The following is a 15,266-nucleotide window of genomic DNA, read 5'->3' as shown; positions in this document are numbered from 1 at the left end:
AAGCAGAAATATAGAATCGTATGTAGTAGAAAAGTTAAGAGGTAGTTTGGTAAGGAGACTTATATATGTTAAAAGATATTATAATTAGAACATTCCAGAAAAAAGATTTAGATCAAGTATTACAATTGTTCTATGAAACAGTTCATACGGTTAATGCAAAAGATTATAATGAGTTACAGCTACAGGCGTGGGCACCGGAGCGACTAGATAGAGAAAATTGGTTACAGTCTTTAGAAAAGAATATTAGCTATGTAGCCGATCATAAAGGTATGATTGTGGGGTTTGGGGATTATAACGATGATCGTTACGTAGATCGTTTATTTACGCATAAAGATTATCAAGGGAAAAGAGTCGCTTCATACATACTACAGAAGTTAGAAAAAGAAGCAGTGAACCTAGGGCATAGGGAGATATATACAGAGGCGAGCATTACCGCAAAACCTTTTTTTGAAAGTAAAGATTTTATTTGCATAAAAGAACAAAAGAAACAGCATAATGGTCAGATTTTTATTAATTATGTTATGAAAAAATATCCTTCTCATAAATGAGAAGGATATTTTTCATTATTTTACAGCTTCTTTTAGTTCTTTACCAGCTTTGAAAGCAGGTACTTTAGAAGCTGCGATTTGCATTTCTTCACCAGTTTGTGGGTTACGGCCTGTACGAGCAGCTCTTTCGCGAACTTCGAATGTACCGAATCCGATAAGTTGTACTTTTTCACCAGCAGCTAAAGTGTTAGTGATTGATTCTACTACAGTTTGTACAACTACAGTAGCTTCTTTTTGAGAAATCTCAGCATTTTGTGCTACGTTTTTAATTAATTCTGTTTTGTTCATGTTTTTCACCTCATATGTAAATAATGCTATTTAAGTTGTTATTATAACGTATAAAACATTCGAGAACAAGTGTACGTACATATATTCGCAAAAAAAATGAAATTTGTAATATTTTTAGGGTTCTTTATAGACATTCTATTTAAGCCGACAGAGATTTGTTCTTCATTTCAGTCTTCTCTTGATAAGAAGATAGTTTCTTATTATAAGATATGAAGTAAGGTAGTGCTACAAATAACATACCTCCTACTAAATTTCCAAAGAAAACAAAAATAAAGTTTGGAAAATATTCAGCCCAAGTGAAATGACCGGCAAAAATTGCGGCTGGGATGACAAACATATTTGCTACAACGTGTTGAAATCCAATCGCAACAAAAGTCATAACTGGGAACCAAATACCGATAATCTTTCCGATAAATTCTTTACTTCCCATACTGAGCCAAACAGCTAAACAAACGAGCCAATTACATCCGATTGCAGAAATAAATGCTTGCAATGGTGTATCTTGTAGTTTCGCTTGAGCGATAGAAATAGTTTTCGCTAAAAAAGCTCCTTCAGTTAAGCCAACGATATGACCGAAAAAATAGGCTACAAATACAGCTCCTATGAAATTGCTAAATGTAACAATAACTAAATTTCGTATGAAATAAAATAAAGTAATTTTCTTTTGGAGCCAGGCCATAGAAACTGTCATCATGTTGCCAGTTACTAGTTCACCGCCTGCAAGAATAACGAGAATAAGACCAACAGGGAATACAGCAGCGCCTAGAAAACTAGAAAATGATCCCCAAGCCTTTGGCATTGTCCCAATAACATGAATATCGAGTAAATACCCTAATGCGATAAAAGCACCGCCAAAAAAACCGAGAATTAGCATAGGGAGTAATGATAAATGAGCTTTTTTCCTTCCGGAATTCGCAGCAAGTTCCGTAATTTCTTCTGGTGTAAATACAGACATGAATAACCCCTCCGTAATAAAATGATGGAATGAATAGAAAAAGATTCGAAAATATATGTATTATAAAAATATGGTATGACTTCTGTATAAAATTGTCAAAGTGAATAGGGAGGAAATTACATATTAATAACATTGTTCATGTTGTCACATTAATGTAACAATAAGGATTTAAAGTGTTTCTAGAGGTGAAAACATGAATACGAATCATGTAAAAAAAGAACGAAAAAAATCAATCGTAAAGATATTTATTATTAGTTTTATAAGTATATTAATGATACTAGTAAGTTTGTATTATTATGCGACAGAAATAGAACGAAAACTAGTAACAGTTACATGGAATGAAATAGAAGCTTCTGCAATTCCTAAAGAATTTAATAATAAAAAAATGTTACAGTTTTCAGATGTACATTTAGGGCCAGAGTTTACATTGAAGCAACTTGAACATTTGGTGGAGAAGATGAATGAATTACATCCAGATATAGTAGTTTTTACCGGGGATTTAATAGATAAATTTGGTTCTTATAGTGCAGAAAGAGAGGAAGCGAAGGCTATTTTGCAGAAAATTTATGCTCCCTTAGGGAAATATGCTGTGTTTGGGAATCATGATAGGGGCGGGGGCGGTAGTTTATTTTACAAAAGATATATGGAGGAAGCTGGTTTTTCTGTATTAGTAAATGAAGTGCAGAAAATTAAAGTGGAAAACGGCAAATATATTACAATATCAGGTTTGGATGATTTTCTATTAGGGAAGCCGAAAATAGATTCAACTTTAAAAAACTTGAAACAAAATGATTTTAACATGTTATTAGTACATGAGCCGGATGTTGTAACCAAAATAAATCGTTACCCAGTTGATCTTCAACTGTCAGGACATAGTCACGGAGGACAAGTCCAAATCCCTTTTGTAGGTCCGTTAATTACTACCAAACTAGCTGAGAGCTATGTTGAAGGTATGTATGAAGTGGAGGGGAAGAGTAAGCAGTTATATTTATATGTAAATCGTGGTATTGGGACTACTAGGATGCCTGTTAGATTTTGTAGTGTACCTGAACTTTCAGTTTTTGTGTTGAAGCAAAAGAGTGACTAGAATATTTAACAATATGATTCGGAGGAACGTGCGATGTTGGGCGATGGAAAACAGTTTCTTGAAACTTTAGATGTGACAAAGTAGTTTTCATAAATAAAAAACAACAATAGGACCTATAAAGGGTCCTATTGCTGTTTTTATCCTGCATTGATTGCCCATAAATGTCCGATTGATGGGGGCTAATTATAGTTTTACTTTGTTATTTTTGCAAGGAAAGACCATCAAAATATGTTCTATAGTTATTTGAGAATTCGAAGTTGTTTTTTGCATCCCAATTAATAGACCAAGACATTAGGCCGCGGAATGCAGGATAGCCACTCTGGTTAGAAAGTTTATACTTTCCTCCGAACGGAACTCCTTTAATGATATAATTTAAAGCTTTTTTCATTTCAGTTGGCGAAATGTATCCACCACTTGGAGCTGCCGCTGGTGCTGCTGGAAGCCCAATCATGACTTGATCTGAACGAAGAGCTGGGAAAATGTTATTTGCATTACCACCTACAGGAAAACCATGTAAGAGCATATCTGCCATAGCGACCTCGTAGTCTGCAGTACCTTGATTGTAGTTATTACCGTCCATTCCAATCCCGCTACCAGCGTTGTAGTGTTGAACATGAATGTATGTTAGTTTATCTTTCACTCCGTAAATAATTGGTAAATATGCACCCCATATGCTTCCATATGCGCTATAACCGCCTTGAACATAAGCTGTTTCAGGAGCCATGCTTAATAGAAAATCTGGACCATAATGATCTGAGATTGTTCGAATAGCTGATATAAGATTTACGATTTGGGGAGTAGTTGGATTTTTGAAATTAGTATCATTTCCGTTTAAGTAAATACCTGATTCAAGGTCAATATCTATTCCATCAAAACCGTATTTATCGATTAGAGACTGTATGGAATTAATAAAACGATCCTTAGCGGCATTGTCAGGAAGTAAAACGACTCCATTTTGTCCACCTATTGAAAGAACTACTTTCTTTCCTTTACTTTTTAAATAAGAAATATCTGATTTGAAGTCTGCATCTGTACCATACACAGGAGAAAATTCAACAGTGGAACGATCACCACCAGTTTCACCAAAAGATACATTGATTACATCCCATTTTGGTGAAACGTCTTTTAATTTAATAATGCCAGTACCGTTATCAAAGTTATGCCAATATCCAACGAGTAATTTTGAACCTAAATTGTTTGCTGCTTGTGCTTGGAAAGGGGATAGCGGTAGAAGTAAGAACATTACTAAAATACAACAAAAAAATTTGAACTTGTTTAACATATCAACACTCCTATACAAAAAAGTTGTCTAGATGTATAATCTTGTTTATTTAATAATATCTGAAAATTCTTTCTTTTGTAAGGGGACTATAATTTTCTCAACAATTGTGTATGGGAAAGTATTAAACCTAATGTAATAATTTTTGAAGAAGGTTGAATTGCAATTGTTAAATTCAGAATATTTTGATATATTTTAAAGTATAGGACAAAATCTTTCGCACAGTACTCTTACATAAGTTTCAAAATTTAGTTTGGAAGGGGATGTACAAGATTTGGATAAAAATCTAAAGAAAGACCTCAAAATACGCCACATTACAATGATTTCAATTGGCGGCGTAATAGGGGCTGGTTTGTTTGTTGGAAGTGGTGCAGTTGTACATTCGGCAGGACCAGGTTCTATCGTTTCATATGCATTAGCAGGACTTCTAGTCATTTTCGTCATGAGAATGCTAGGAGAAATGGCAGCTGTTAATCCGACAAGTGGTTCATTTGCAACGTATGCAAGAGAAGCGATTGGTCCTTGGGCGGGTTATACAATAGGCTGGTTATACTGGTTTTTTTGGGTAATTGTTATTGCAATAGAAGCCACAGCAGGTGCTGGTATTATCCAATATTGGATTCCACAAATACCGCTTTGGTTATTAAGTTTAATATTAACAATTTTATTAACGCTGACGAACGTTTTTTCGGTGAAATCATTTGGAGAGTTTGAATATTGGTTTTCTTTTATTAAAGTAATAAGTATTGTTTTGTTCCTTTGTCTAGGTCTTGCTGTTATTTTAGGATTTGTTCCAGGAACAGAAGCACCCGGCACTTCGAATTTAATTGGACAAGGTGGATTTATGCCAAACGGTATAAGTTCGGTCCTGCTTGGAATTACTGTTGTTATATTTTCATTTATGGGATCAGAGATTGTAGCAGTAGCCGCAGGTGAATCTGCAGAACCTGTAAAAGCAGTAAAAACAGCAACAAACAGTGTGATTTGGCGTATTCTTGTATTTTTTATTGGGTCTATAGCGGTAGTTGTCACGCTACTGCCATGGAATTCAGCAAACATATTAAAAAGTCCATTTGTAGCTGTACTTGAACATATAGGAATACCAGCGGCAGCACAAATTATGAATTTTATCGTTTTAACAGCTGTACTTTCTTGCTTAAATTCAGGCTTATATACAAATTCAAGAATGCTTTTTTCAATGGCAGAAAGAGGAGATGCTCCAAAGTCATTTTTAAAATTGAACAGTAGTGGTGTTCCCGTTCGAGCGGTTTTATTTGGAACTTTCTTCGCTTATATTGGAGTTGTGTTTAGTTACATTTCTCCAGATAAAGTCTTTTTGTTTTTAGTGAATGCATCTGGCGGGATTGCGTTACTAGTTTATCTCGTTATTGCAGTTTCGCATTTAAAGATGCGTAAAAAAATGGGGAAAGTAGAACAACAAAATTTGAAAGTGAAAATGTGGCTTTTTCCGTATGTAACGTATGTTACAATTGCTGCTATTATAGCAGTTTTAGTTGCGATGTTCGCAATTGATACTTTACGTTCACAAGCATTTTTAACAATGTTTGTTACTGTTCTTATAATACTTTCTTATTTTATTTTTAATAGAAATAAAAATATCACAGTTTTGCATCCTAAAAGTAAGAATGAGGAATCTGTTCGATTCTAATTTTCTTATTTTCGAAGAGAGTTACACCCAATCATTGCTATAAAAGAATCATATATAATCATAGAAACAAGTAATTACTATTGTCATAGTGAATATAAACTTTTTTCTTGACTTTTTATACGAAGGCGAGCAAAATGGTAAAAAAGGAAGGGGGGATGATGATGGAAGAGTATGTATTAGAGCTGTATAACCTGTTATATACGACAGAATGGCAAGATATTGTTTCGTTTCTAGGAATCGTATTTTGCATGAAAATTGTAATTGTATATATGGAAGAGCAAGGTATGTTCTACTCCTTCTCATCTCCGTTCGATGTGCAGCGCGAGCCGTTGCTAAACTATGCCAATGTGAATTACGAACAATTTCCTTTTGTAGTTTTCTTTATGATTCGATTTATTACAGCAATTGTAAGGAAAAAGGAAAGTGACGATGAAGAGTGCCACTCAACTTGTAATATAGCGAATGTTTTTTAAGCTAAATACAAGGAGGAGATTTATATGTGGTTTCGATTTCTTATGATTGGTTTCTTTTCATTAACAGCAATTTCATTAATGGGATATCAAGTGTCTGAAATTTTTCAAGCATATAGCGATACATTTTTTAACAAAAACTAATCGCATTGCTATTTGAATAATAAAGCGATAAAATCCTTCTTAAGAAGTTTTATTAAGAAGGATTTTTTTCTTTGTCTTGTCTTGCTGTGTCAAACTATTGTCACATTTACACTGTGAATAATATGTTAAAATAGTGAGGTTATGTATACATACTTGAAGGAAGAGGGAGTGACCATTTTGGTGGATCAATCAACAAATCAGAAAAGCTATGCTCCTATTGTGATAACGCTTTCTGTAATTGTAAATGCGATTATTTTATTTTTGTTCTTTGGACCTGTTGGCTATGAAGGAGAAGTACATTTTGATGTAACGATTTTACCAATGTTAAACGCGATTTTTAATAGCTTTACGTTCGTATTTTTATTAGCAGCGTTATTCTCTATTATTAAAAAGAATGTGAAAATGCATCGTGGTTTTATCCTTGCAGCATTTACGACAACTTTACTATTTTGTGTGTCGTATTTATCGTATCATTACTTAGCACCGGCAACACATTTTGGCGGAGAAGGATTCATTAAATATGTGTATTTCATCATTTTAATTACACATATTATCCTAGCAGCAATTATCGTACCACTTGCATTGTTTGCGCTTGTATTTGGTTTTACAAATCAATTAACACGTCACCGTAAAATTGTACGTTGGACGATGCCGATTTGGTTATATGTAAGTTTATCTGGTGTTATTGTTTACTTAATGATCTCACCTTATTACCAATAAAAAAATCTCAGCCTGTAGGCTGGGATTTTTTTATTAAGCAAATATTTTTGTGAAATGAAAAAAATATGGTATACAAAAGTATAGTTGCTTTTCATATAGAAGGGATGGTAAAGAAATATGCAAAATTTTGTATTTCGTAATCCAACGAAACTTATTTTCGGTAAAGGTCAATTAGAACAGTTAAAAACTGAAATTCCACAGTTCGGTAAAAAAGTTCTTCTCGTATACGGGGGAGGCAGCATTAAAAGAAACGGTATTTATGATAATGTAATTTCTATTTTAAAGGATATTAATGCAGAAGTATTTGAATTAACAGGTGTTGAACCGAATCCACGTGTATCAACTGTAAAGAAAGGGATTCAAATTTGTAAAGAGAATGGTGTTGAATTTATTTTAGCAGTTGGTGGAGGAAGTGTAATCGACTGTACGAAGGCAATTGCAGCTGGTAGTAAGTACGATGGAGATGTATGGGATATTGTAACGAAAAAAACATTTGCTAATGAGGCATTACCATTTGGTACTGTACTTACTCTTGCAGCAACAGGATCTGAAATGAATGCAGGCTCGGTAATTACAAACTGGGAAACGAATGAAAAGTATGGATGGGGTAGCCCGGTTACTTTCCCGCAGTTTTCGATTTTAGATCCAGTTCATACTACTTCTGTACCGAAAGATCAAACAATTTACGGTATGGTAGATATTATGTCGCACGTATTAGAACAATATTTCCATCATGGAACGAATACAGAACTACAAGATCGTTATTGTGAAGCTGTTTTAAAAACAGTAATTGAGACAGCTCCTAAGCTTTTAAGTGATTTAGAAAATTATGAGCATAGAGAAACTATTTTATATTGTGGTACTATGGCGTTAAACGGCATTTTAGCAATGGGAGTAAAAGGAGATTGGGCGACTCATAATATTGAGCATGCAGTTTCTGCTGTTCATGATATACCACACGGGGGTGGCCTTGCGATTTTATTCCCGAACTGGATGAAGCATGTTGTAGAGGAAAATGTAAGTCGTTTTAAACAGTTTGCTATTCGAGTATTCAATGTAGAAACAGATGGAAAGACTGATCGAGAAATTGCGTTAGAAGGAATTCAGGCGTTACGTCAATTTTGGACTTCAATTGAGGCGCCAGTAACATTATCTGATTACGCTATTGGAGAAAATGAAATTGATTTAATGGCGGATAAAGCGATGGCGTATGGTGAATTTGGTAACTTTAAAAAATTAAATAAAGATGATGTTTTAAGTATATATAAAGCTTCTTTATAAGTGAATTTAGAAAAGAAACCTATTTGATTGTTTGATCGAATAGGTTTCTTTTTGCTGTTTATAAACGTTTTTGGATGTTTTTGATTATTTTTGATTGTTTACGGTTGATTTTTGTGACCGTTTTCATTATACTGTAATCAAAGAAGAGGTGAATAAAATGTTAACTCCTGAACGTCATCAAATGATATTGCAACTTGTAAAAGAACAGAAAGTTGTAAAATTACAGCAATTAGTTGAAAGAACAGAAAGCTCTGAATCGACAATTCGCCGTGATTTAGCGCAATTGGAAAAGCAAAGGTTATTAAAAAGAGTTCATGGTGGTGCCGCTGTTTTAACAGGAAAAGGGCAAGAACCAACGATGGTTGAAAAATCATCCAAAAACATTCAAATAAAACAACAAATTGCTAAGTATGCGGCTAGCGTTATTGAACAAGGTGATTGTATTTATTTAGATGCAGGAAGTACAACATTTGAAATGATTCCATTTTTAATAAATAAAGATGTTACTGTCGTTACGAATGGACTTATGCATATTGAAGCTTTAGTTGAAAATAATATTCGTGCGTATTTACTAGGCGGAATGATGAAGAGTAGGACGAAAGCTTTAATCGGTGCTATGGCACAGGAAAGTATGCAGAAGTATCGTTTTGATAAATGTTTTTTAGGTGCAAATGGTGTACATGAACAGCTTGGCTTTACAACGCCAGATCCAGAAGAAGCGCTCTTAAAACAAATGGCATTAACATTAGCAAACGAAGGATATTTCTTAATTGATGAAAGTAAGTTTTCAGAAGTTGCATTTGCGAAAATTGCAAATGTTGAAGAAGCAAATATTATTACAAACCATTTAGAAATTGATTTAGAAAAATATAAACAACAAACCAATGTAATTGAGGCTGATAAACAATGATCTATACAGTTACTTTAAACCCATCTATTGATTATGTAGTGCAAGTTTCTTCTTTTGATTTAGGAACAATAAATCGAGCGGAGAAAGATATGAAGTTTCCTGGAGGAAAAGGAATTAATGTTTCTCGTGTTCTTCAGCGTTTAGGTGTTAAAAATATAGCACTTGGATTTACTGGTGGATTTACTGGTCAATTTATTAAAGAGGTATTACAGACGGAAGGTGTAACAACAAACTTCGTCCAAGTAGATGAAGATACTCGCATTAATGTGAAAATAAAAGGGGAAGAAGAAACAGAATTAAATGGCCAAGGTCCTATTGTAACAAAAGAGCAGTTCGAACAGTTAATGAAAAAAATTGAGAGTATGCAACCTGGAGATTGTGTTGTACTTGCTGGGAGTGTACCGGTCTCTATTCCAAGTACCTTTTACGAATCAATTGCTGCGTTTGGAGCTGAAAAAGGTATTCGTGTAGTAGTAGATGCAAGTGGAAGCGCACTGCAACATGTAATTAAAAATAAGCCATTTTTAATTAAGCCAAACCATCATGAACTTGGTGAGTTGTTTGGAGTGGAGCTTTCAACAGTAGAGGACGTTTTACCTTATGGAAGAAAATTAATTGAACAAGGTGTAAAACACGTTATCGTATCGATGGCTGGAGAGGGAGCTTTATTATTTACGGCAGAAGGTATATATGAAGCGACTGTTCCAAGAGGTGTTGTAATTAATTCAGTTGGGGCCGGAGATTCTCTTGTTGCAGGGTTTGTAGGCAAATATGAACAGACAAAAGATATTGAAAAGGCATTTCAATACGGCGTTGCAACAGGGAGTGCAACAGCATTTTCAGCTGATTTATGTAAGAAGGAAAAAGTAGAAGAATTATTGTCGCAAGTAATTGTAGCTAAGCGATAGGGGGAAGCAACATATGAAAATTACAGAACTATTAAAAAGGGATACAGTCATTATGGATTTGACAGCTTCAAATAAAGAAGCTGTCATAGATGAATTAGTTGAGAAATTAAACGGGGCAAATCGTTTAAATAGTAAAACGGAATTTAAAGAAGCTATTTTAAAGCGGGAGTCCCAAAGTACGACTGGAATAGGGGAAGGTATTGCAATACCTCATGCGAAGACAAAGGCTGTTAAACAACCATCGATTTGTTTTGGTAGAAGTGTAAGCGGTATCAATTATGAGTCGCTTGACGGACAGCCAGCACACTTATTCTTTATGATTGCTGCAAGTGAAGGAGCGAATAATACTCATTTAGAAACGTTGTCTCGTTTATCGACATTATTAATGGATGAAGGATTTCGCAAGCAACTATTAGAAGCAAAGGATGAAAGTGAGCTTCTTCAACTATTTGATGAAAAAGAGAATGAAAAAGAAGAAGAGACTGAAGTCGCAAAACCAGAAGGAAATGAACCGTACGTACTTGCTGTTACAGCTTGTCCAACTGGAATCGCTCACACATATATGGCAGCGGATAGCTTAAAAGCAAAAGCGACAGAGTTAGGAATAGCGATTAAAGTTGAAACAAACGGATCAACAGGTATTAAAAACGGTTTAACGAAAGAGGATATTGAACGTGCAACAGCTATTATTGTTGCGGCGGATAAACAAGTAGAAATGAATCGTTTTGCTGGTAAACATGTCATTCAAGTGCCAGTTGCTGATGGGATTCGAAAAACGGAAAATCTGCTTAAGCGAGCTGTCAAACAAGATGCACCAATCTTTAAAGGTGTAAAAGAGGACGGGAAATCAGAAAGTATTGAGGGAGAAAAAGGATTAGGAATTTATAAGCATTTAATGAGCGGTGTAAGTAATATGCTTCCATTCGTTGTTGGCGGCGGGATTTTAATAGCGCTAGCGTTTTCGTTTGGTGGTATAAAGGCGGAAGGTCCTTTAGCTGAATTGTTCATGTCAATTGGTGGAGGAAAAACAGGTGCGTTTTTATTCCTTGTACCAATTTTAGCTGGATTTATTGCAAGTTCTATTGCTGATCGTCCTGGTTTTATGCCTGGTGTTGTAGGTGGATTTTTAGCGGCGAATGCGAATGCTGGATTTTTAGGTGGGTTAATTGCTGGTTTCTTAGCTGGATATGTTGTTTTAGGGTTGAAAAGATTATTTTCAGGACTACCAGTACAATTAGAAGGAATTAAACCTGTATTGTTATATCCAGTCTTTGGATTATTGATTACAGGAGTTGTAATGCAAAAAGTAGTAATTCCGCCTGTAGTAGCATTAAATGAAATGATGACAGGGTGGTTAAATGGTTTAAACGGTACGAATGCTATATTACTAGGTCTTATTTTAGGTGGTATGATGGCAATTGATATGGGGGGGCCAATTAATAAAGCGGCATTTACGTTTGGTATTGCTGCAATAGAAGCACAGAATTTTGGAGTGCACTCAGCAGTTATGGCTGGTGGGATGGTACCGCCACTTGCGATTGCATTCGCAACTACATTCTTTAAATCAAAGTTTACAGAAGCGGAACGTAAATCTGGTTTAACCAATTATATTATGGGAGCATCGTTCATTACAGAAGGTGCGATTCCGTTTGCTGCTGCAGATCCGGTTCGAGTAATCGTAAGTTGTGTTGTTGGTTCAAGTATTGCAGGTGCGTTATCTATGTTATTCCAAATTACATTACCGGCACCGCATGGTGGATTATTTGTAATAGCGTTAGTAAATAAACCGTTACTATATATTTTCTCTATATTAATTGGAACAATTGTTTCGGCTGTTATGCTAGGTGTTTGGAAAAAGAAAGTTCAATAACAAATAAAAAGAGAGCAGTTTTTAGTAGCTGCTCTCTTTTTATTACAAAAAAATAGGTTAACAATTGAATATTGATGTTTTTTGGTAAAAGATGTAACGAATTGTGAATTTTTTGTAACAAAAAAGTAACACTGTAATTTTTTCTGGAAAAAAGTTCTTGTGCTCGTATATGAAAAATATATGAAAACCACTGGAGATTGTATGAGGAATACATTTTATTAATATGGAAATTTATGTTACAACTCGTTAATCGTATATTACGAATGCTTTGTAATTGTGTGATTTCTAAAAATTCTAAAAATCTGTTGCTATAATGAAAATACGAAAACAAAGCAAATGGAGGCTATTCATGAAAAATTTATTAGGTATAGCAACAGCAGCAGTTTTTGGTCTTGGGATTTTTGCGGGTTCTGCTAAAGCGGAAACAATTGTAACAACAGACGTATTAAATGTTAGAGAAAACCCAAATGTAGAGTCAAAGCTTGTAGGTAAAGTGTTCAGTGGGAATACACTAGATGTTATAAATACAGAAAATGGATGGACAAAAATTAAGTTGAACGGTAAGGAAGCGTTTGTAAGTGCCGATTTTACAAAGAGCACATATTATGTAACGGCGGGCGTATTAAATGTTCGTGCTGGAGCGAATACTGATTCTGAAATTTTAGGTAAACTTAATAAAAATGATGTGATTGAAACGACGAATCAAGTTCAAAATGAATGGTTACAATTCGACTACAATGGAAAAGTTGGATATGTTCACGTGCCATTTTTAACAGGAACAGCACCTGTAATCGAAAAGAAAGAGGTTGTAGCTCAAGAAGAAGCGCCAGCTAGAACAAATACGCCAGTTAAAAATAATACAGTAGTTAAGAATAAAGAGTCTGTTAAGAGTAACGATTCTATTAAGAATGTAGAATCAAGTAAACCTGTGGTAAAAGAAAAACCGGCTGCAAAACCAGTTGCAAAATCTACTGAAACAAGTGCGCCTACTGGTGGTCGTGAAATTACAGTAGAAGCGACGGCATATACAGCAGATCCGAGTGAGAATGGTTCGTATGGTGGTCGTGTATTAACTGCAATGGGGCATGATTTAACAGCAAATCCAAATATGAAAGTAATTGCTGTTGATCCGAAAGTAATTCCGCTTGGATCAAAAGTATGGGTAGAAGGATATGGAGAAGCGATTGCTGGAGACACCGGTGGTGCGATTAAAGGAAATCGTATTGATGTATTAGTCGGTTCAGATGGTAGTGCTAATAGCTGGGGGCGCAAATCTGTAAAAGTGAAAGTTATACAATAGGTTATCGATATTAATATAAAAAGCGGTTGCTTGAAACTATGTAAGCAGCCGCTTTTTATGGATTATTGAAATGGATAAATAGTTTTACCTGTGATAATTTTATATGCACTGCAAAATTGCGTTTGTATATATTCTGTATTTTTATTTTCTGGATGTAATGTTGTTTCATGGAGAGTAGAATGAAAAGCCCGTAGTAAACAATTTAGGGCGAAGTATAATTCCTCTTGTGAACAATTTTGTTCTTTTGTAGAAGTGGCTAAAATGAGGTCTTTTGTCAAAGATGAAAAATTGATGGTGGATTGTTTCATAGTTAACTCATCCTCTCGAAACTATTTTTATCATGTATATGCAGAATTGGACAAACTATGTTCTTTTTTCTGTGTAATTTCATGTACCGAAATGAAAGAACTTGCAATCATGCCGTTAAAATTGGTAAGATTGGGTATAATCAATAGATGGAGTATATTACATAAAGAGAGTTGAATGATATGGGAGAAGTGCAACGTGAAAAAGTTGCTGTCATCATTGGACCAACTGCTGTTGGAAAGACGAAGTTAAGTATCGATCTTGCCAAAGCGTTGAACGGTGAAATTATTAGTGGTGATTCCATGCAGATCTATCGAACGATGGATATTGGAACTGCAAAGGTAACAAAAGCAGAGATGGACGGAATTCCACATTATATGATCGATATAAAAAATCCGGAAGATTCATTTTCTGTCGCGGAATTTCAAGAACGTGTTCGCAAGCATATTCGAGAAATTACAGAACGTGGTAAATTACCAATTATAGTTGGTGGGACCGGTCTTTATATACAATCTGTTTTATTCGATTATCAGTTTACAGATGATGCTGGTGATGTGATATACCGAGAGCAAATGGAAAAGTTAGCTTTAGAACGCGGTGTGGAATATGTACATAAAAAATTGCAAGAAGTAGATCCAGAAAGTGCGGAGCGTATTCATGCAAATAATGCACGACGTGTCATTCGGGCGTTAGAAATTTTCCACATGACGGGTGAAAAAATGAGTGACCAAATTGAGAAACAAGAAAAAGAGTTACTCTATGATGTTTCATTAATTGGCTTGACAATGGATCGAGAAATGCTATACGATCGCATTAACTTACGAGTGGATTTGATGATGGAACAAGGCCTATTAGAGGAAGTAGAAGGGCTGTATAATAGAGGGATACGAGATTGTCAATCTATTCAAGCGATTGGATATAAAGAAATCTATGATTATTTTGAGAATCGAGCCTCTTTAGAAGATGCGGTGTCACAATTAAAGACGAATTCGCGTCGTTATGCAAAACGTCAATTAACGTGGTTCCGTAATAAAATGGATGTCACGTGGTTTGATGTTACAGACGGTGAAAAAACGTCAGAAATTTTACGATACATAGAAGGAAAGTTACAAGTAAAGTCGAATAATAGTAAGTAGAGAAAAAGAGGAGGATTCGACATGAAGCAATCAATCAATATTCAAGATCAGTTTTTAAATCAACTCCGTAAAGAAAATACGTTTGTTACGCTGTACTTATTAAATGGTTTCCAGCTTCGTGGATTAATTAAAGGATTTGATAATTTTACAGTCCTGCTGGAAACAGAAGGTAAGCAGCAGCTTATTTATAAACATGCAATTTCTACATTTGTACCACAAAAAAATGTTTCAATTGAATTAGAATAGTAATGAATTATTGTACATAACAAAAAAGAGCGAGTTTCTGGTATTATCCCCTATAGGTAGACAGTAAAAAAGAGTCCATCTGATATGATGGACTCAATACTGTTTTATCTGGAGGGGATTTTTTTATGGCAAGAAAAGGACAATCATTT

At 34.8% G+C, this 15,266-nt stretch carries 16 protein-coding genes; 12 read left to right on the top strand and 4 right to left on the bottom strand.

The features are described from left to right. Positions 1-65: 65 nt before the first annotated feature. Positions 66-548, top strand: a complete 483-nt coding sequence (locus MR168_RS00080) for a GNAT family N-acetyltransferase (RefSeq protein ID WP_000910167.1) — start codon at positions 66-68, stop codon at positions 546-548. A 15-nt stretch (positions 549-563) separates the two neighbouring features. Here MR168_RS00080 and MR168_RS00075 read toward each other — a convergent pair whose 3' ends face one another. Next, on the bottom strand, positions 564-836 hold the full coding sequence (locus MR168_RS00075) for an HU family DNA-binding protein (RefSeq protein ID WP_001043904.1): 273 nt from the start codon (positions 834-836) through the stop codon (positions 564-566). Between the two features lie 139 nt (positions 837-975). Next, positions 976-1,791, bottom strand: coding sequence for a formate/nitrite transporter family protein (locus tag MR168_RS00070; protein ID WP_006922243.1), 816 nt, complete (start codon positions 1,789-1,791; stop codon positions 976-978). 193 nt (positions 1,792-1,984) lie between these two features. Between MR168_RS00070 and MR168_RS00065 the strand changes: the two genes are divergently transcribed. Beyond that, complete coding sequence (locus MR168_RS00065) at positions 1,985-2,878, top strand: metallophosphoesterase (protein ID WP_001095338.1); 894 nt, start codon at positions 1,985-1,987, stop codon at positions 2,876-2,878. Positions 2,879-3,077: 199 nt separating this feature from the next. Here the strand turns inward: MR168_RS00065 and MR168_RS00060 are convergent, their stop codons facing one another. Then, positions 3,078-4,160, bottom strand: coding sequence for a chitinase (locus MR168_RS00060; RefSeq protein WP_000932436.1), 1,083 nt, complete (start codon positions 4,158-4,160; stop codon positions 3,078-3,080). 271 nt (positions 4,161-4,431) lie between these two features. Here MR168_RS00060 and gabP point away from each other — a divergent pair, with 271 nt between their 5' ends. The 8 genes from gabP to entD all read left to right on the top strand — a co-directional run bounded on the left by gabP (position 4,432) and on the right by entD (position 13,429). After that, positions 4,432-5,826, top strand: coding sequence for a GABA permease (gene gabP / locus MR168_RS00055; protein WP_000360111.1), 1,395 nt, complete (start codon positions 4,432-4,434; stop codon positions 5,824-5,826). A 134-nt stretch (positions 5,827-5,960) separates the two neighbouring features. After that, entirely contained in the window at positions 5,961-6,299 is a 339-nt protein-coding gene (locus MR168_RS00050) for a hypothetical protein (protein ID WP_002026213.1), read from the top strand. Between the two features lie 318 nt (positions 6,300-6,617). Beyond that, entirely contained in the window at positions 6,618-7,160 is a 543-nt protein-coding gene (locus tag MR168_RS00045) for a DUF420 domain-containing protein (protein WP_000228315.1), read from the top strand. Positions 7,161-7,277: 117 nt separating this feature from the next. Beyond that, on the top strand, positions 7,278-8,441 hold the full coding sequence (locus MR168_RS00040; protein WP_025708990.1) for an iron-containing alcohol dehydrogenase: 1,164 nt from the start codon (positions 7,278-7,280) through the stop codon (positions 8,439-8,441). A gap of 157 nt (positions 8,442-8,598) precedes the next feature. After that, positions 8,599-9,351 (top strand): DeoR/GlpR family DNA-binding transcription regulator, encoded by a 753-nt coding sequence (locus tag MR168_RS00035; RefSeq protein ID WP_016123256.1) that lies wholly within the window; start codon positions 8,599-8,601, stop codon positions 9,349-9,351. Then, complete coding sequence (pfkB, locus tag MR168_RS00030; protein ID WP_006922254.1) at positions 9,348-10,259, top strand: 1-phosphofructokinase; 912 nt, start codon at positions 9,348-9,350, stop codon at positions 10,257-10,259. The genes MR168_RS00035 and pfkB overlap by 4 nt, the downstream gene beginning before the upstream one ends. Before the next feature lie 13 nt (positions 10,260-10,272). Next, positions 10,273-12,129, top strand: coding sequence for a PTS fructose transporter subunit IIABC (locus MR168_RS00025; protein ID WP_242291164.1), 1,857 nt, complete (start codon positions 10,273-10,275; stop codon positions 12,127-12,129). Between the two features lie 349 nt (positions 12,130-12,478). Then, positions 12,479-13,429, top strand: a complete 951-nt coding sequence (entD, locus tag MR168_RS00020) for a cell wall-binding protein EntD (protein WP_242291163.1) — start codon at positions 12,479-12,481, stop codon at positions 13,427-13,429. 62 nt (positions 13,430-13,491) lie between these two features. On the opposite strand, the gene MR168_RS00015 is transcribed toward entD, so the two are convergent. Then, positions 13,492-13,737 (bottom strand): hypothetical protein, encoded by a 246-nt coding sequence (locus MR168_RS00015; protein ID WP_000814429.1) that lies wholly within the window; start codon positions 13,735-13,737, stop codon positions 13,492-13,494. Positions 13,738-13,917: 180 nt separating this feature from the next. Here MR168_RS00015 and miaA point away from each other — a divergent pair, with 180 nt between their 5' ends. Then, positions 13,918-14,871: a tRNA (adenosine(37)-N6)-dimethylallyltransferase MiaA gene (gene miaA / locus MR168_RS00010; protein WP_006922262.1), complete on the top strand. Its 954-nt coding sequence runs from the start codon at positions 13,918-13,920 to the stop codon at positions 14,869-14,871. Between the two features lie 21 nt (positions 14,872-14,892). Next, positions 14,893-15,117 carry an RNA chaperone Hfq gene (hfq, locus tag MR168_RS00005; protein ID WP_000813896.1) on the top strand — a complete coding sequence of 75 codons (225 nt, stop codon included), beginning with the start codon at positions 14,893-14,895 and terminating at the stop codon, positions 15,115-15,117. The last annotated feature ends 149 nt before the right edge of the window (positions 15,118-15,266 follow it).

It is taken from the genome of Bacillus cereus group sp. BfR-BA-01356 (assembly GCF_022663635.1).
In the GTDB taxonomy this organism is placed as follows: domain Bacteria; phylum Bacillota; class Bacilli; order Bacillales; family Bacillaceae_G; genus Bacillus_A; species Bacillus_A cereus.
The sequence above is the reverse complement of the archived record's forward strand: the minus strand, read 5'-3'. Positions and strand labels throughout refer to the sequence as shown.